The following is a 15,971-nucleotide window of genomic DNA, read 5'->3' as shown; positions in this document are numbered from 1 at the left end:
TACCCGGCCAGTGACGCAACGGTTCTCACCGTTGCGTCTCAGAACACCCCGCCGATAATCAGCGCATAGAGCAGCCCCGCCAGTAGGATGCGATACACCACATAGGGCCAGAATCCGACGGCGTTCAGCCACTTGAGGAAAAAGTGGATGGTGGTAATGGCCATCAGGAATGACACCGCCGAACCCAGCAGAAACGCAGACCAATCCGGAGTGACCGCGGACTGAAAGGCCTCGACCAGTTTGACGGCACCGGCCAGGACGATGATCGGGATGGCCAGCAGAAAGGAGAACCGGGAGGCCGCTTCCCGGGTCAGCCCCAGCATCAGCCCAACCGTCATGGTGACGCCCGAACGGGACGTACCGGGCACCAGGGCAAAGGCCTGACCGATACCGATCCAGAAGGCATCGGCCAGGGTAATCTCATCGACCGACCGCCGACGGGCCCCAAACCGATCCGCCAGACCCAGCAGCAGACCAAACACCAAGGTGGTAGTGGCAATGACGGCGACTGAGCGCAAGGTGGTATCAATGAGATCCAGAAGAAGCAGCCCAGCGAGTCCGGCCGGAATCGTGCCGATCACCAGCCCCCAGGCCAGGCGGCTCTGCCCGACGGTCTCTCGGCGAATCAGCGACAGGACCCCATCCCGGGTCACCGCCGTCACGTCCTGGCGGAAATACAACACCACCGCCAGCAGTGTGCCCAGATGCACGGCGAGATCAAACGCCACCCCCTGGTCGGCCCAGCCGGTGAGAACCGGCACCAGGATCAGGTGCGCGGAACTGGAGATGGGCAGGAATTCGGTGATGCCCTGGAGCAGTCCGAGTATCAAGGCCTGAATGGCGTCCATGATGATCTGCTGTCCCTGTGTGGTTATTTACCGATGCAGAAGCTGCTGAAGATCTTGCCCAGCAGGTCATCCGGCGTCATGGCACCGGTGATTTCCCCGAGCGCATCCTGGGCCTGTCGCAGATCCTCAGCCAGCAGCTCGCCGGCGCCATGCCCCTGCAATTGATCCCGTCCCTGGACGAGCGCCTGCTGAGCCGATTCCAGTGCTTTCAGATGGCGACGCCGGGCGAGAAAGCCACTTTCGCCGGCACTGGCGTAGCCCATGCAATCCTTTAGGTGCTCCCGCAAGGCATCAATGCCCTCGCCAGACAGCGCGGCCAGCCGGACCACCGGGGCCGGTCCTTCCGACGTCAGTCCCGGGGACTCACCGGACAGATCCACCTTGTTCCGGATGACGGTCAACGGAGCCCCCCCCGGCAGATCCGAGAGAAAATCCGGCCAGATATCACCGGCGTCAGTAGCCGCAGTGGTTGTGGCATCCACCATCAGCAGGATCCGGTCCGCCTGTCGGATTTCCTCCCAGGCCCGCTCGATGCCGATGCGTTCCACCTCATCCGCCTGGTCCCGAAGGCCGGCGGTGTCAATCACATGCAGGGGCATGCCATCAATGTGGATCTGCTCGCGGAGCACATCCCGGGTGGTGCCTTCCACGGAGGTGACAATGGCCGTCTCCCGACCCGCAAGGGTATTCAGGAGGCTGGATTTGCCGGCATTCGGTCGTCCGGCAATCACCACGCGCATGCCTTCGCGCAGAATCGCCCCCTGCTGGGCTTCTGAGAGGATCGTGTCCAGGTCCTGCATGATGAGGTCCAGATCGCCGGCGACCTTGCCATCGGCCAGAAAATCGATCTCCTCCTCAGGAAAATCGATCGCCGCCTCGACGTAGATCCTCAAGTGGGTCAATGCCTCCACCAGGGCATCAATGCGTTTCGAGAAGGCGCCCTGCAGCGATTGCATGGCGCTGCGGGCGGCCTGTTCGGAGCTGCTTTCAATCAGGTCGGCGATCGCCTCGGCCTGAGTCAGATCCATCTTGTCATTGAGAAAGGCCCGTTCGGAGAACTCCCCGGGACGAGCCAACCGGGCCCCCTGCTCAGTGACGGCCCGCAGCAGCAGGTCGAGGATGACCGGTCCGCCATGGCCCTGCAGCTCCAGAACGTCCTCGCCGGTAAAGGAGTGCGGATTGGGGAAAAACAGGGCGATGCCCTCATCGATCACACGGCCGTCGCTGGCATGGAACGGGCCGTAGTGGGCATGGCGTGGGCGAGGCCGATATCCCAGCAAACGCTCACCAATAACGCTGGCCAGCGGGCCGGACACCCGGATGATGCCAACACCGGCACGTCCCGGGGCGGTGGCAATGGCGGTAATGGTATCGGTCGGACTCATAGATCGTGCTCAGACGAAAAAGGGCTCCGAGTCTCGGAGCCCTGTCTGTTGTCGGGTCAGGACCCCTTGCCGGTCCCTTCCGCCGTAATCTGACGGGTGATGTACCACTGCTGGGCAATGGACAGAATGTTGTTCACCAGCCAGTACAGCACCAGCCCCGCCGGGAACCACAGGAAGAAGACGGTGAACATCACCGGCATCATCTTCATCAGCTTGGCCTGCATCGGATCCGGCGGTGTCGGGTTGAGCTGCATCTGCAGGAACATACTCGCCCCCATCAGCAGCGGCAGGATGAAATACGGATCCATCACCGACAGGTCGTTGATCCAGAGCATGAAAGGTGCGTGGCGCAACTGCACACTCTCGAACAGCACCCAGTACAGGGAGATGAACACCGGCATCTGCACCAGTATGGGCAGACAGCCACCCAGTGGATTGATCTTCTCCCGCTTGTACAGTGCCATCATCTCCTGCGACATGCGCTGGCGATCATCGCCGTAGAGCTCCCGCAGCCGTGTCAGTTGCGGTGCGACAGCCCGCATGCGGGCCATGGACCGGTAACTGGTCGCCGAGAGTTTGAAGAACAGCAGTTTGACCGACACGGTCAGCAGGATGATGGACACACCCCAGTTCCCCACAAGGCTGTGGAACCAGTCCAGTACCACAAACAATGGGTGGGCGATGAAGAACAGGAAACCGAAGTCCACCGTGCGGTCCAGGTTTGGCGCCACCGTTTCGAGGCGCTCAATGACCTTGGGACCGATGTAGGCCCGGGCACCAACCTGCTGCTGCTCACCCGGGGCCACTGATGTTGCCTGACTGACAAACCCCATCACCTGCAGGTTATTGCGGCGCGTGGTCTGGTACTGGTGAGTCATCTCATCCGATGGTACCCAGGCGCTCAGGAAATAGTGCTGGAGGAAGGCAACCCAGCCACCCTCGACACTGCGATTGATGGGGTTGTCGGAGAGGTCTCCAAAATCGTATTTCTCGTAGGGATCTTCCGGCGTGCTGAGCACCATCCCGAGAAAAGACTGGATGCCCAGGGTGTTCTGTGCAGTGGGATCGCCGCTCTGGTCCCTGACGATCTTCCCCGCCAGGTTACCTTGCCAGGCGTCATCGGACTGGTTGTCGATCCGGTAGCGGACGTCAATCTCATAACTGTCGCGGTTCAGGGTGTACCGCTTGGTGATGGTGACACCGTCGCGGGCCTCGAGAACAAGATCCACCGTCAGTGTGTCCTGATCGTCGCCCAGCTGGTACGACGACTGCTTCGCCTGGTATACCGGCGGCTCTTCCCGATTGCGACCATCCGGACCATCCCGGCCAATCAGGGCACTTTCCAGCCGGTAGGTCAACCGAGGGTTATTCTGGAGCAGCTTGAGGGGCTCCGGATCATTTCGATCGGCCCGGTACTTCAGCAGGGAGGTACCGATGATATTGCCGCCGACTCGGTCAATAGTTAGCTTCAGTACATCGGTCGTCACCGTGATGGTCTGGCCGGAATCGGGCTCTGAGGGGGCTGACTTTCCGGAGGCCACTGACGGCTGATCCGTCGTTTCCGGTGTGGCGAATTCATCGTCGGTGGCGTCCGGATCTGGCGCCGTCAGGTCGGCGTCACCCGTCGACTGGGACGCTGTTTGCTGCTGTGCCGTCGTTGGGTTGGGGCTGGTTGGCTGGTAGTCCTCGTTCCAGGCAAGCACCATCAGGTAACTGACAATGGCCAGGGCGATCCAGAGGACGGTGCGTTGAATATCCATAGGGTCCGTTAACAGCCTTTGTTGGAAATCGGGGAATCGCCGGCGTGGGATGATGAACGCGGCTCAGGCACCGGATCGTACCCCCAGCTTCCCCAGGGATGGCAGCGGCCCAGTCGACGCAGTCCCAACAGACCGCCCCGTAGGGCACCATGGTGTTGGATTGCCTGCTGGGCGTACTCGGAACAGGTGGGGAAATGACGACAGTGACCGGTCATGAAAGGGCTGATGCCGTATCGGTAGCCACGGATGAGCAGAAGCAGAAGCTGTCGCATCATCGGGATCCGGTCTCCGTCTTGGACTCATGTTGACCGCTGCCGGACGCCTTTTTCTCCAGTCGTTGCCAGAGCTCATCCAGGATCCGGTGGAGCCGGGCGTTGTCGATCCCGGCCAGCCCTTTTCGCCCCAGCACGACAATGTCCATGGCCGGAAGGGTCGTCTGATGGCGGAAACTTTCCCGGACGAGCCGTTTGACCCGGTTCCGGTCCACAGCCCGCCTCAGGTTTTTCTTTGAGAAAATCAGACCAACCCTGGCGTGACTGCGTTGATTCGGCGTTGCCAGGATCAGCAGGTGCCGATGCGCAACCCGGGCGGTGACCTGGTCAAATACACCACTGTAATCACGGGGTGTCAGCAGGCGTGCCTGTTTCGGGAAGCGCAGTGATGGCATTCCTGACGGTGAACGCCCCCTTACGCGGACAGGCGTTTACGGCCTTTGGCCCGACGACGGGCAATGACCTTGCGTCCGTTGGCTGTGGCCATGCGGGCACGGAAGCCGTGAGCGCGCTTACGCTTGAGGACACTGGGCTGAAACGTTCTTTTCATGATGCAGATCTCACGTTGTTTGGATGTCGGCCCGAAGCCGGACCGTGAACCACGGAAATAGGGCGGGGATTCTAGACAATTTCGGGGATCGTTTCAATCCGCGAGTCTCCGCGGAAACCGTAATGACCGCGATTCGCCAGAGATTGGAGCAGTTACTGTAGTAACCAGTCTTTAAATCAATGAATGAGAGTTACTGTTATTACTGTTAGGGACGGCTCAGGCGGTGGATAACTCGTTGCAGGCATTGGGAGGCAATCGTTTGGGGCGGTGAAAAAAGGGCTGGATAGGGCGTGGGAAGGATCGGGAAGACCGGGGGTATGAAATGGGAATAAGTCGGACCATCAGGCAGAGGTCGGTTTATTCAGTGTGTCGTAAAGGGGTTGTGTACAAGGTTACCCCCCGGTTGTCAGCAAGGGGGTGTGGATAAATAACAGAAACGGATTTTCTGTTCACAAGCCTGTCGGCAACTTCATAAAAATCTGTTTTGACATAAAATAGTTATCCACAAGCTGTTTATCGCGGTTATTTTAGGGCTTTTGTTCATCCCGCCGGCTCGGTAGACTGAGGCCTTTTCCCGGTAGAGACGCTGCTTCCGTCGTGGGCTCGTTGTGAGTGACTGCGGGGCGTGTCGTTGTGAATGGAATCTGTGGAGGCGTTTGGCGTGGCCGAGTCGATCTGGCACCAGTGTCTGGATGTGTTGCGGGATGAGTTTCCGGCTCAGCAGTTCAATACCTGGCTTCGGCCGCTCCAGTCCGATGATGCGGAGGAGCAACTGACCCTGTTCGCGCCCAACCGGTTCGTGATGGATTGGGTGAACCAGAAGTATCTGGATCGGATCCAGGAAGTGATTCGCGACCTTGCTGGCGGTCAGGCGCCGCGGGTGACCATGCGGGTGGGCTCCGCCCCGACATCGCGGAATGGGTCGGAAGCACCCTCGGTGCCGCGTAGTGAGCCGGCTGAAGAAGCGGTGGGGCAGGAGCGCGTCACGGAGGAAGAAAAAGGGGTGGCGGCGACCGTCGCGCCGGTTCGGACACCGGAGACGGCGAGTAGCGGTCGGGACACCGGACGCGACATCCAGGTTGAGGGCGGCATTAAGCACCAGAGCAACCTCAATGATGGGTTCACCTTCGGCACGTTCGTGGAAGGCAAATCCAACCAGTTGGCGCGCGCGGCATCCATGCAGGTGGCGGAGAATCCCGGGGGCGCTTACAACCCGCTGTTTCTGTATGGCGGGGTCGGGTTGGGCAAGACGCACCTGATGCACGCCGTAGGCAACGAGATCGTGCGCCGGAATCCGAGAGCGCGGGTGGCCTACCTCCGGTCCGAGCGGTTCGTGGCGGACATGGTGAAGGCATTGCAGCTGAATGCGATCAATGAGTTCAAGCGTTACTACCGATCGGTGGACGCTCTGTTGATCGACGATATCCAGTTCTTCGCCCGGAAGGAACGGTCTCAGGAGGAGTTTTTCCACACCTTTAATGCGTTGCTGGAAGGCGGGCAACAGGTGATTGTGACCTGCGATCGGTTCCCGAAAGAAATCACCGATATGGAAGAACGGCTCAAGTCCCGTTTTGGCTGGGGGCTGACGGTGATGGTGGAGCCGCCGGAGCTGGAAACCCGGGTGGCGATTCTGATGAAGAAGGCGGAACAGGGTGGTGTCCGTCTGAGCAGTGAGGCCGCCTTTTTTATTGCGCAGAAGATCCGTTCCAACGTTCGGGAACTGGAAGGGGCGCTGCGTCTGGTCATCGCCAATGCGCACTTCACGGGCCAGGAGATTACGCCACCGTTCATCCGTGAGAGTCTCAAGGACCTGCTTGCGCTGCACGAGAAGCAGGTCAGCATCGACAATATTCAACGGACCGTGGCAGAGTACTACAAAATTAAAGTGGCCGATATTCTGTCCAAACGGCGGACCCGTACGGTGACCCGTCCCCGGCAGATGGCCATGGCGCTGGCCAAGGAACTGACCAATCACAGTCTGCCAGAGATTGGCGATGCGTTCGGTGGCCGTGACCACACGACGGTTCTGCACGCCTGTAAGAAAATCAATGAGTTGCAGGAATCAGACGCCAATATTCGCGAAGACTACCAGAACTTCATGCGGTTGCTGACCACCTGACCAACCGCGTTCATACATTGCCAGGATTTCGATACCGACGACGCCATGAAACTGACGATCAGCCGAGAATCCCTCCTTGCTCCGTTACAGTCCATCACCGGTGTGGTGGAGCGGAAACAGACCATGCCTGTGCTGTCCAACGTGCTGCTGGTGGCCGACGACGACAGTCTGACGCTGACTGGAACCAATATGGAAGTGGAGCTGGTGGGGCGTATTCAGCCGGTGCATGTGGACCAGCCCGGCCGGATCACGGTGCCGGCCCGTAAGCTGTCAGACATCTGTCGCGCGCTTGGGGAAGAGGCGCCGATTGAGCTGGCTCTGGAGGGGGATCGTCTCCATCTGCGCAGTGGCGCCAGCCATTTCACGCTGTCGACCTTACCGGCGGAACATTTCCCCAATGTGGAAGAAGACGCGGAAAGCTTCCGTCTTGAGATTCCACAGAAAGACGTTCGCCACATGCTGGAGGCGACCGGCTTTGCCATGGCGCAACAGGACGTGCGGTATTACCTCAACGGGCTGCTGCTGGAAGTGAGTCCTGACAATCTGCGGGCGGTTGCCACCGATGGTCACCGACTGGCGCTGTCGGGGCTGGACATGGCGACGGGGATCGAGGAACCCCGGCAGTTGATCGTCCCGCGCAAGGGGGTCATGGAGCTGGTGCGGTTGCTCGATGATGTGGCAACCCCGGCCACGCTGGTATTTGGCGATAACCACCTGCGGGTGACGGCCGGTGCGTACACGTTCACTTCCAAGCTGATTGAAGGGCGCTTCCCGGACTATAACCGGGTGATTCCCCGGGGTGGCGATAAACAGATGGTCGCGGACCGGGCCACGCTCAAGAACACGCTGCAACGCGCCGGCATTCTCTCGCACGAAAACATTCGCGGTGTCCGTCTGAATCTGACGCCGGGGCAACTGCAGATTTTTGCCAACAACCCCGATCAGGAACAGGCGGAAGATGCCCTGTCAGTCGATTACGACGGGGAGGAACTGCAGATTGGGTTCAATGTGGGCTACCTCGTGGACGTCCTCAATGCAGTGGATGAAGACCAGGTGTTGATGACCCTGTCGGATGCCAACAGCAGTGCGCTCATGCAGGCCCAACATGACGAGAAAAGTCTCTATGTCGTCATGCCCATGAGGCTGTAATCTGCATAGCGACTGAGCGGGCGGTTCGGGTGATGAAAACACGCCGGACCCGACGCCGGTAGACGCAGTGTGGTAACCACAACAGGAGAGGCATTGATATGGCCGGTACACCGACTGTCATCAAACAGGGACCGATGAGCTGGCTGGGCGACGGGGTCAAAGGCGCCGTCCGGATTGGCCAGACGCTGACCGTACTGGGCCGGACTGGGGTGAACTGGCTGCGCGGCAATCGCCCCCCCGCGCCGCGGCTTCTCCGACAGACTTTCGAAGAGCTGGGCGCGACCTACATCAAGCTGGGTCAGTTCATTGCCAGCTCGCCCACGTTTTTCCCCGCCGCTTACGTTGAGGAATTCCAGCACTGCCTGGACCAGACGCCGTCGCTGCCTTTCAGCGTGATGAAACGGATCCTTCGCGAAGAGCTCAAGCGGCCGCTGGAGAGTGTCTATTCGGAGATCGATCCCGTCCCGCTGGCGTCGGCGTCCATTGCCCAGGTACACGCGGCAAAGCTGGTCACCGGCGAAGACGTGGTGATCAAGATTCAGAAACCGGGCGTTGAGACCATCCTGTTGACGGATCTCAACTTCCTCTATGTCTCGGCTCGCATCATCGAGACGCTCGCACCGAAGCTGTCGTGGACGTCCATGTCCGGCATTGTGCAGGAAATTCAGCGTACGATGATGGAAGAGTGCGATTTCATTCAGGAAGCCAATAACCTCAAGACGTTTCGTCATTTTCTACAGGACAACCACAACGAAGACGCCACCGTCCCGCGGGTGTTTGATGCTGCCAGTACCCGGCGCGTGTTGACGATGGAGCGGTTCCATGGTGTTCCACTGACGGATCTTGAGAGCATCCGAACGGTCACGGACGATCCCGAGCGCACGCTGGTGACCGCCATGAACACATGGTTTGCCAGTCTGACCCAGTGCGAGTTCTTTCACGCCGATGTGCATGCCGGGAACCTGATGGTGTTGAATGACGGCCGGGTCGGCTTCATTGACTTTGGCATTGTCGGTCGCATCGCACCGGACACCTGGCAGGCGGTATCCGATTTCATCTCGGCGGTGATGGTCGGGCATTTTGAAGGGGTGGCCGATGCCATGGTCCGCATTGGTGTGACCCACGAGACGGTGGACGTGAATCACTTGGCGGATGATCTGCGGGGCCTGTACCAACGCATGGACCGGATGGTGCCGGATACGCCCTACCCCGGTGAAGAGGCGGAAGACGAGGTGAACAACATTCTCATGGAGATGGTGCAGATTGGTGAGTGTCACGGCCTTCACTTCCCTCGTGAGTTCGCGTTGCTGATTAAACAGTTCCTGTACTTTGACCGGTACGTCCATATCCTGGCGCCGGAGATGGACATGTTCATGGACGAGCGGCTGACGATGCTGCACTGATTTGATCAGCACTCCCTTAATCCTTAAGGACCGGCGCCGCGTCAATCGGGGCGTCGGTCTCGATCTCCCTGTTCCTTCCCACCCGGTAGCCTGCCGATCATGGCACTGATCCGACTCCAGACTCAGCATTTCCGCAACCTTGCCCCGCAGTCTCTCCGTCTGTCCCCGTCCGTTAACCTGATCTACGGAGAGAATGGCAGTGGGAAAAGCAGCTTCCTGGAAGCGGTCGGATACCTGGGGCTGGGCCGGTCTTTTCGTGTGAATCGACACGATGCCGTGGTGCAACACGGTGAGGCCGCGCTGACGGTGTTTGGCGAGGTCACACTCCCGGCCGCCGACGAGGCTCGAGAGGAGTCGCACCGCATTGGGTATTCGCGCAACACGACGGAGCGAGAGACACGCCTTCGGGTGGATGGGGAGTCGGTTCGGCAGCTGTCTACGGTGGCGCAATATCTCCCTGTATCGGTGATCGATCCTGGCACTTTTGAGATTGTGGCCGGTGGACCTGGGCGTCGACGTCAGTTTCTCGACTGGTTGGTGTTCCACGTGGAACATGGTTTTGCGTCGGACTGGCAGCGTCTGCAACGAGTCGTTTCCCAGCGCAATAAATTATTGAGAAATGATAGAATGGACGAGTCGCTACTCAGGCTCTGGGACCAACAGTATGTCGAGCTGGCCGAACGTGTCACCGCGACCCGGAGCCGGGTATTTGAGCAGTTCCTGCCCTGCCTACAGTCGCTGATCGGGGAAGCGAACCTGCCCTGGGCCGAATCCATCGGGTTCGATTTTTTCCGGGGCTGGGATCGAAAAACGGATCTTGGTGACGTTCTTCGGAATCACCGGGATCAGGAACACCGCGTCGGTCATACCCAGTATGGTCCGAACCGGGCCGACATTCGGCTACGGCTGGCAGGTCGACCGGTGTCGGAAACCCTGTCCCGGGGCCAGCAGAAAACGCTCGTTGTGTTGATGAAGCTGGCCCAGGCACGGTTGCTGTGTGAAAAGGGCACTCAATGCATCTTTCTGCTCGACGACATCAATGCAGAGCTTGATGAGTCCAATCGGGCGCTGTTGGCTTCGCGGATTCGCGATCTGGGGAGCCAGGCGTTCATCACCTCCATCGAGCCTCCCCGCCCGGAACAACTCTGGGGGGATGCGAGACCGGACTTCAAAGTGTTCCACGTGGAACATGGCAAGTTGACGGAAGAATAAGACCACGCTTCAGGAGCGTCTCAATGACAACGGCGAACTACGATTCCTCCAGTATCAAGGTCCTCAAGGGGCTGGATGCCGTCCGCAAACGCCCGGGCATGTACATCGGTGACACGGACGACGGGACCGGTCTTCACCACATGGTGTTCGAGTTGGTGGACAACTCCATTGATGAAGCCCTGGCGGGTTACTGTTCGGAGATCGGCGTCGTGATCCACCCCGATGAGTCCATAACAGTCCGTGACAATGGCCGGGGCATCCCCGTGGATCTGCATGAAGAGGAAGGCGTCTCGGCAGCCGAGGTCATCATGACCGTACTTCACGCCGGCGGTAAGTTTGACGACAACAGCTATAAGGTTTCGGGCGGTCTGCACGGTGTCGGGGTGTCGGTGGTGAACGCCCTGTCCGCCCAGCTGCGCCTGACGATTCGTAAAGAAGGCGTGGTCTGGGAGCAGACATACCACGATGGCGTTCCGGATACCCCGCTCGAGCGCAAGGGCGAAACGGACCGCAGCGGCACTGAGGTGCACTTCATCCCCTCCCCGGAAACCTTCACCAGTATCGCATTCCACTACGACCTGTTGGCCAAGCGACTCCGGGAGCTGGCGTTCCTGAACAGCGGCGTTCGTATCCGACTGCAGGATGAGCGCAGTGGGAAGGAAGAGGTGTTTGAATATGAAGGAGGCCTACGGGCGTTTGTCGAACACCTCAATCAGAACAAAACGCCAATCAATCGCGTCTTTCATTTCGTGAAGGACCGTGAGGATGGCATCACCGTGGAAGTGGCCATGCAGTGGAACGACGCCTTCCAGGAAAACATCTTCACCTTTACCAACAACATTCCCCAGCGTGATGGCGGCACCCATATGGCCGGTTTCCGTGCCTCCCTCACCCGCTCACTCAACAACTACATCGAGCAGGAAGGTCTCGGGAAAAAGGCCAAAGTCGCCACCTCCGGCGATGATGCCCGTGAGGGGCTTACTGCCATCATCAGCGTGAAGGTGCCGGACCCCAAGTTCTCGTCCCAGACCAAGGACAAACTCGTGTCCTCCGAGGTGAAAACCGCGGTGGAGCAGGAGCTCTATCAGCACTTCAGTGACTTCCTTCAGGAACAGCCCAACGAGGCCAAGCAGGTGGTCAACAAGATGCTGGACGCCGCCAAGGCGCGGGAAGCGGCCCGCAAGGCCCGGGAAATGACCCGACGCAAAGGGGCCCTGGACATTGCCGGACTGCCCGGTAAGCTCGCCGACTGCCAGGAAAAAGACCCCGCCCTGTCAGAGCTGTTCGTGGTGGAGGGTGACTCGGCCGGCGGCAGCGCCAAGCAGGGCCGGGACCGGAAAACCCAGGCCATACTGCCGCTCAAAGGGAAAATCCTGAACGTCGAAAAAGCCCGATTCGATAAGATGCTCTCATCCGTGGAAGTCGGTACGCTGATCACAGCCCTGGGTACCGGGATCGGTCGAGAGGAATTCGATCCGGAGAAACTGCGCTATCACTCCATCATTATCATGACGGATGCGGACGTCGACGGCTCCCACATCCGGACGCTGATGCTGACGTTCCTCTTCCGTCAGATGCGGGAAATTATTGAGCGGGGCCATGTCTATATCGCCATGCCACCGCTGTACAAGGTCAAGCGCGGCAAGCAGGAACAGTACCTGAAGGACGAGAAAGCCCGGGAAGCCTACCTGACCCAGACGGCACTGGAAGGCGCGCAGTTCTACGTCAACCCGGAAGCGCCGCCGATCGCCGAATCCGCTCTGGAGTCGCTGGTGAAGGAATACCAAAGTGTTCAGGCGATGATCGAGCGTCTGTCCCGCGCCTATCCGGCCAAGGTGCTCCAGCAGATGATCGACAACACCACCCTGTCAGCCGACGATCTCACGGACCGGGATGCGGTCACTCGTTGGGTTGATCGACTGGCGGAAGGGTTGGATCTGGATACCCGTACGGGGACCAAGTATGAGTTCTCCGTTGCCGAAGACACAGAGCGACACCTGTACCTCCCGAAAGTGGACGTCTACATCCACGGCATCCCTTACAGCCATACCTTCAGCCATGAGTTCTTCGAGTCACCCTCCTACTCGGCCATTGCCGCGCTGGGTCGCAAACTGGATGGCCTGCTTGAGGATGGCGCCTACATTCAGCGCGGCGAGCGCAAACAACAGGTCCTCTCCTTTGAGGGGGGGCTGAACTGGCTGATGAAAGAGGCTCAGCGGGGTCTCAATATCCAGCGTTACAAGGGCCTTGGCGAAATGAACCCAGAGCAGCTCTGGGAAACCACCATGGATCCCGAAACCCGTCGAATGATGAAGGTGACCATTGAGGATGCCATCGCCGCCGACCAGATCTTCACAACTCTGATGGGCGATGAGGTGGAGCCACGGCGCAACTTCATCCAGACCAACGCACTCGAAGTCACCAATCTTGACGTCTAGTGCTCTCCGGTCCGCTGGTGACTCACCGAGTACAAAACGGACGGGGAGCCGACCATTTAAAAGGGGCACTGAGCGGTGCCCCTTTTTTGTGGTTCATCGCCGATTCGCATGAACAGGGAACGTCAAAGGCCGATCGTCGTGTTCATAGTGCCGCACCTGTGGCCGATGTCTCCAACCTCGGAGACGACCGTCAAGTCTTCCGTATGAACAGGCGGCCAGCCGACAGGAACGTACCGGGAAGCGACGAATCTTATGCGGGTGCTTTCGCGCTCTTCAGCAGCGCCCGATTATGTTGATCATCGTGTCGCGCCACGGTTTCGAACAACCAAACCAATGCCAGTGGCCTCGCGATCGTGCTGCACCGTCCCGTTGATAAACGATGAGCTTCTGTTGAAGGACACGACTTCGGTCAGGACTGCTCCTCCGATGAGTGGTTGTCTGGCGCGATTGCCAGCGACAATACCTCTTCCAGCGTATACCCCGTCAGCGCGCGGATCGAGCGCCACAGATACCAGAAGATCGCCATCATCATCACCATTGAGGGAATGGCGATGACTGGGTAACTCAACAGCGTCATCTGACCCAGCTCTTCGTTGAACGCCGGGGTCCCGGACGGACTGGTGACGATCCAGCGCGCTAGGACATAGTTCATGAAGGATGAAAACAGAAAGGTGCCGGCGAAATAATAGCTGGCCCGGTTCAGCCGTTGTTCAAAGATTGCCTCGGATCGGTGCTCGGCCAGCGCCCGCTGAATCTTTTCGACATTGAGAACCCGCGGGTTGTATAGCAGGGTCCGGATCAACGGGTAGGGCGTGAAGGTTGAGACCAGCACGGCAAGCCCGATAATCGCCGGAACGGCCGCCTCTTTGATGGCCAGCCATTCGGCATCCAACTCCAGCAGCCCGATACCGCCGGTCAGCGCGACGCTGATCAGGCCCAACACCGCAATAAAGTTGCGTTTACCGTACCGGATAAACTCGTACACACCCCACCCCAGCGGGAACGCCAGTGCTACCACGAGCGCCGGAGCGGAACCCAGCCAGTCATCGCCGGAAAATTTCATCAAAATGATGGAGGGAATCACGATACTGACCAGCAGATCGAGCCAGGGATGCTGACCTTCCTGCTGCGAACGAACGTCTTGTGCTGTTTGCGTCATGATGGTCGGATGTCTGACAGGGTGCGCGATCCAGGCGGGCGGACACCATCCGCCCAATTCGACCATCATTATGTCAGGAAAGCGGGGAAGCCGGGAAGCTTACCTAGTGGTTTGTTCCGTGGTCTGGTACTGCTCGGCGGCCGTTCGCTTACGCTGCTGCTCTTCCAGCAGTTCCCGACGTAGGCGATCCACCTGGTTCATGAAGCGGTCCATCGGAGAATCGGACTCGGCTGTCCTGCTCTGCTCCTCTATAAACGCCTCCTGCCGCTCACGGATGGTCTGGAGCTTTTCCAGGGCTTCGCGGATACTCTGGATGCGGGCGTCGTCCACTGGCCGCGTGTCGCCACCACCAAGGCGGTCGTCTCCTCTTGCGAGCACCTCCGTCTGTGGAGGCGCCGACGCCTCGTTCTGACGGGCCAGGTCCAATTCCTCCATCGTCCGTACGGTACCGTTCTCCGACAAATAGAGTCCGGTGGCCTTGATCTCGCCCAACGGCACACCTTGGGCGCTTGTCAGCGTGTACTGATCGGATACGCTGCCGGCATACAACGCCTGCACGCCCACTTCCTTGAGCGAGCGGAGCTCCTGAGCGCCGTCGGCACTCTGGACCATGACCTGCAGTTGATCGAACACCGGATCATTGGCGTCCACCCACCGATTGCCGTCCTCATCCAGCGCCGCCAGTTCCGAAAAGCCCGATCCGGAGGCGGGTCCGAAGAGTTCGCGACCCTCATCAACCTGTTCATTGCCATTACGGTCCAGCACCAGATAACCGCTGCCCGGGCCCAGGGTCGCGAACTCACTCTTCTCACCGTCACCATCGAGATCAAACTCAAAGACGGTGTCCCGGAGTTGGGCGGACGGTGAACCGAAATTGATCACCAGCGGATCGGTCATGGCACGTTCTTCGATCCGAACGCTTTCGCTGACTTCATACTGCCGTGTCTGTTGCTGGCTGAGTGCGATGCTGAAGCCGACAGTTTCGCCGGTGGCCAGCTCAAGCTGGCCGGATGCCGCGATCTGCCGGCTTTCAGACTGGGACACGAAGGTATAGCGGCTGGCCTCAAGGCGGGCGGAGCCACCGGTGCCGACACCGGGTCCGTCTCCGAGGGCCGAACGTCCCACCTGCAGGGCGGATCGCCCTTCGAGCAACACGTCGCTGGTGCGCTGGGCAACGGCAGCGCTTGCCCACTGGGATTGGCTCCCGTCCTGACCCTGAACGCGTCCGGCGCTGGCATAGGCGAGCTGATCCTGCGCCTGGTAGCGATAACGGGCCTCACGTGAAAGCACCAGCTCTCGTCCCTCGCCGGGAGCTGCAGTGCCACCGCTTCGGTTCTGAACACGGATCTGACGGGCATCAAGGACCGAGGACTGTTGTTGTCCGGATTGCGACAGATTGATCTGGCTGGCGGTAATCATGATCGACCGACGTGTTGGAGGCTGTATAAAAAGTGATCGGCCAGACGTCGGAATTCTTCAGTAACGATGCGTTATGACGCAAAGGGGTTTTGTATCCAGCTGCGATAGCAGCCTCAGTCGGGGTTGGATGCCTGTCGGACGCCAGTGATGCGGAGAGATAATGAAGAGAGAAATGGTCGGCGTGGCAGGACTTGAACCTGCGACCCCTTCCTCCCGAAGGAAGTGCGCTACCAGACTGCGCCACACGCCGATTTCGG

The 15,971-nt window shown here is 59.5% G+C and carries 13 protein-coding genes and 1 tRNA gene; 5 read left to right on the top strand and 9 right to left on the bottom strand.

Features of this window, described 5'->3' with window-relative positions:
* Nucleotides 1-38 precede the first annotated feature (38 nt).
* The 6 genes from C8D92_RS05840 to rpmH are packed head-to-tail and all read right to left on the bottom strand — an operon-like array spanning nucleotide 39 to nucleotide 4,815.
* Nucleotides 39-848 carry an undecaprenyl-diphosphate phosphatase gene (locus tag C8D92_RS05840; protein ID WP_095610072.1) on the bottom strand — a complete coding sequence of 270 codons (810 nt, stop codon included), beginning with the start codon at nucleotides 846-848 and terminating at the stop codon, nucleotides 39-41.
* Between the two features lie 23 nt (nucleotides 849-871).
* The gene (mnmE, locus tag C8D92_RS05835; protein ID WP_116918713.1) at nucleotides 872-2,233 is read right to left on the bottom strand and encodes a tRNA uridine-5-carboxymethylaminomethyl(34) synthesis GTPase MnmE; all 1,362 of its coding nucleotides are present in this window, start codon (nucleotides 2,231-2,233) and stop codon (nucleotides 872-874) included.
* 56 nt (nucleotides 2,234-2,289) lie between these two features.
* Nucleotides 2,290-3,993: a membrane protein insertase YidC gene (gene yidC / locus C8D92_RS05830; RefSeq protein WP_095610074.1), complete on the bottom strand. Its 1,704-nt coding sequence runs from the start codon at nucleotides 3,991-3,993 to the stop codon at nucleotides 2,290-2,292.
* An 8-nt stretch (nucleotides 3,994-4,001) separates the two neighbouring features.
* Entirely contained in the window at nucleotides 4,002-4,268 is a 267-nt protein-coding gene (gene yidD, locus C8D92_RS05825; protein WP_423837070.1) for a membrane protein insertion efficiency factor YidD, read from the bottom strand.
* On the bottom strand, nucleotides 4,265-4,660 hold the full coding sequence (gene rnpA, locus C8D92_RS05820; RefSeq protein WP_095610076.1) for a ribonuclease P protein component: 396 nt from the start codon (nucleotides 4,658-4,660) through the stop codon (nucleotides 4,265-4,267). Before rnpA ends, yidD begins: the two co-directional genes overlap by 4 nt.
* Nucleotides 4,661-4,680: 20 nt before the next feature.
* Nucleotides 4,681-4,815 carry a 50S ribosomal protein L34 gene (rpmH, locus tag C8D92_RS05815; RefSeq protein ID WP_095610077.1) on the bottom strand — a complete coding sequence of 45 codons (135 nt, stop codon included), beginning with the start codon at nucleotides 4,813-4,815 and terminating at the stop codon, nucleotides 4,681-4,683.
* A 637-nt stretch (nucleotides 4,816-5,452) separates the two neighbouring features.
* Here rpmH and dnaA point away from each other — a divergent pair.
* The 5 genes from dnaA (at nucleotide 5,453) to gyrB (ending at nucleotide 13,136) form a co-directional block, all read left to right on the top strand.
* The gene (gene dnaA / locus C8D92_RS05810; RefSeq protein WP_409456161.1) at nucleotides 5,453-6,934 is read left to right on the top strand and encodes a chromosomal replication initiator protein DnaA; all 1,482 of its coding nucleotides are present in this window, start codon (nucleotides 5,453-5,455) and stop codon (nucleotides 6,932-6,934) included.
* Between the two features lie 45 nt (nucleotides 6,935-6,979).
* The gene (gene dnaN / locus C8D92_RS05805; protein WP_116918711.1) at nucleotides 6,980-8,083 is read left to right on the top strand and encodes a DNA polymerase III subunit beta; all 1,104 of its coding nucleotides are present in this window, start codon (nucleotides 6,980-6,982) and stop codon (nucleotides 8,081-8,083) included.
* Nucleotides 8,084-8,181: 98 nt separating this feature from the next.
* Nucleotides 8,182-9,486, top strand: coding sequence for an ABC1 kinase family protein (locus tag C8D92_RS05800; RefSeq protein ID WP_423837069.1), 1,305 nt, complete (start codon nucleotides 8,182-8,184; stop codon nucleotides 9,484-9,486).
* Nucleotides 9,487-9,585: 99 nt separating this feature from the next.
* Nucleotides 9,586-10,698: a DNA replication/repair protein RecF gene (gene recF / locus C8D92_RS05795; RefSeq protein WP_116918710.1), complete on the top strand. Its 1,113-nt coding sequence runs from the start codon at nucleotides 9,586-9,588 to the stop codon at nucleotides 10,696-10,698.
* 23 nt (nucleotides 10,699-10,721) lie between these two features.
* Nucleotides 10,722-13,136 (top strand): DNA topoisomerase (ATP-hydrolyzing) subunit B, encoded by a 2,415-nt coding sequence (gyrB, locus tag C8D92_RS05790; RefSeq protein WP_095610080.1) that lies wholly within the window; start codon nucleotides 10,722-10,724, stop codon nucleotides 13,134-13,136.
* 409 nt (nucleotides 13,137-13,545) lie between these two features.
* On the opposite strand, the gene C8D92_RS05785 is transcribed toward gyrB, so the two are convergent.
* The 3 genes from C8D92_RS05785 to C8D92_RS05775 all read right to left on the bottom strand — a co-directional run bounded on the left by C8D92_RS05785 (nucleotide 13,546) and on the right by C8D92_RS05775 (nucleotide 15,964).
* On the bottom strand, nucleotides 13,546-14,295 hold the full coding sequence (locus C8D92_RS05785; protein ID WP_116918709.1) for a VC0807 family protein: 750 nt from the start codon (nucleotides 14,293-14,295) through the stop codon (nucleotides 13,546-13,548).
* A 99-nt stretch (nucleotides 14,296-14,394) separates the two neighbouring features.
* Complete coding sequence (locus C8D92_RS05780; RefSeq protein ID WP_116918708.1) at nucleotides 14,395-15,714, bottom strand: hypothetical protein; 1,320 nt, start codon at nucleotides 15,712-15,714, stop codon at nucleotides 14,395-14,397.
* A gap of 173 nt (nucleotides 15,715-15,887) precedes the next feature.
* Nucleotides 15,888-15,964, bottom strand: a tRNA-Pro gene (locus C8D92_RS05775).
* Nucleotides 15,965-15,971: the final 7 nt, after the last annotated feature.

The organism is Tamilnaduibacter salinus, from assembly GCF_003096655.1.
GTDB classification, from domain to species: Bacteria; Pseudomonadota; Gammaproteobacteria; order Pseudomonadales; family Oleiphilaceae; genus Tamilnaduibacter; species Tamilnaduibacter salinus.
This window is presented reverse-complemented; position numbering and strand designations above follow the sequence as displayed.

Bases quoted from the DNA above. Each gene is read 5' to 3' on its own strand.
- C8D92_RS05840 (WP_095610072.1), bottom strand. From the start codon at position 848: ATGGACGCCATTCAGGCCTTGATACTCGGACTGCTCCAGGGCATCACC.
- mnmE (WP_116918713.1), bottom strand. From the start codon at position 2,233: ATGAGTCCGACCGATACCATTACCGCCATTGCCACCGCCCCGGGACGT.
- yidC (WP_095610074.1), bottom strand. From the start codon at position 3,993: ATGGATATTCAACGCACCGTCCTCTGGATCGCCCTGGCCATTGTCAGT.
- yidD (WP_423837070.1), bottom strand. From the start codon at position 4,268: ATGATGCGACAGCTTCTGCTTCTGCTCATCCGTGGCTACCGATACGGC.
- rnpA (WP_095610076.1), bottom strand. From the start codon at position 4,660: ATGCCATCACTGCGCTTCCCGAAACAGGCACGCCTGCTGACACCCCGT.
- rpmH (WP_095610077.1), bottom strand. From the start codon at position 4,815: ATGAAAAGAACGTTTCAGCCCAGTGTCCTCAAGCGTAAGCGCGCTCAC.
- dnaA (WP_409456161.1), top strand. From the start codon at position 5,453: ATGGAATCTGTGGAGGCGTTTGGCGTGGCCGAGTCGATCTGGCACCAG.
- dnaN (WP_116918711.1), top strand. From the start codon at position 6,980: ATGAAACTGACGATCAGCCGAGAATCCCTCCTTGCTCCGTTACAGTCC.
- C8D92_RS05800 (WP_423837069.1), top strand. From the start codon at position 8,182: ATGGCCGGTACACCGACTGTCATCAAACAGGGACCGATGAGCTGGCTG.
- recF (WP_116918710.1), top strand. From the start codon at position 9,586: ATGGCACTGATCCGACTCCAGACTCAGCATTTCCGCAACCTTGCCCCG.
- gyrB (WP_095610080.1), top strand. From the start codon at position 10,722: ATGACAACGGCGAACTACGATTCCTCCAGTATCAAGGTCCTCAAGGGG.
- C8D92_RS05785 (WP_116918709.1), bottom strand. From the start codon at position 14,295: ATGACGCAAACAGCACAAGACGTTCGTTCGCAGCAGGAAGGTCAGCAT.
- C8D92_RS05780 (WP_116918708.1), bottom strand. From the start codon at position 15,714: ATGATTACCGCCAGCCAGATCAATCTGTCGCAATCCGGACAACAACAG.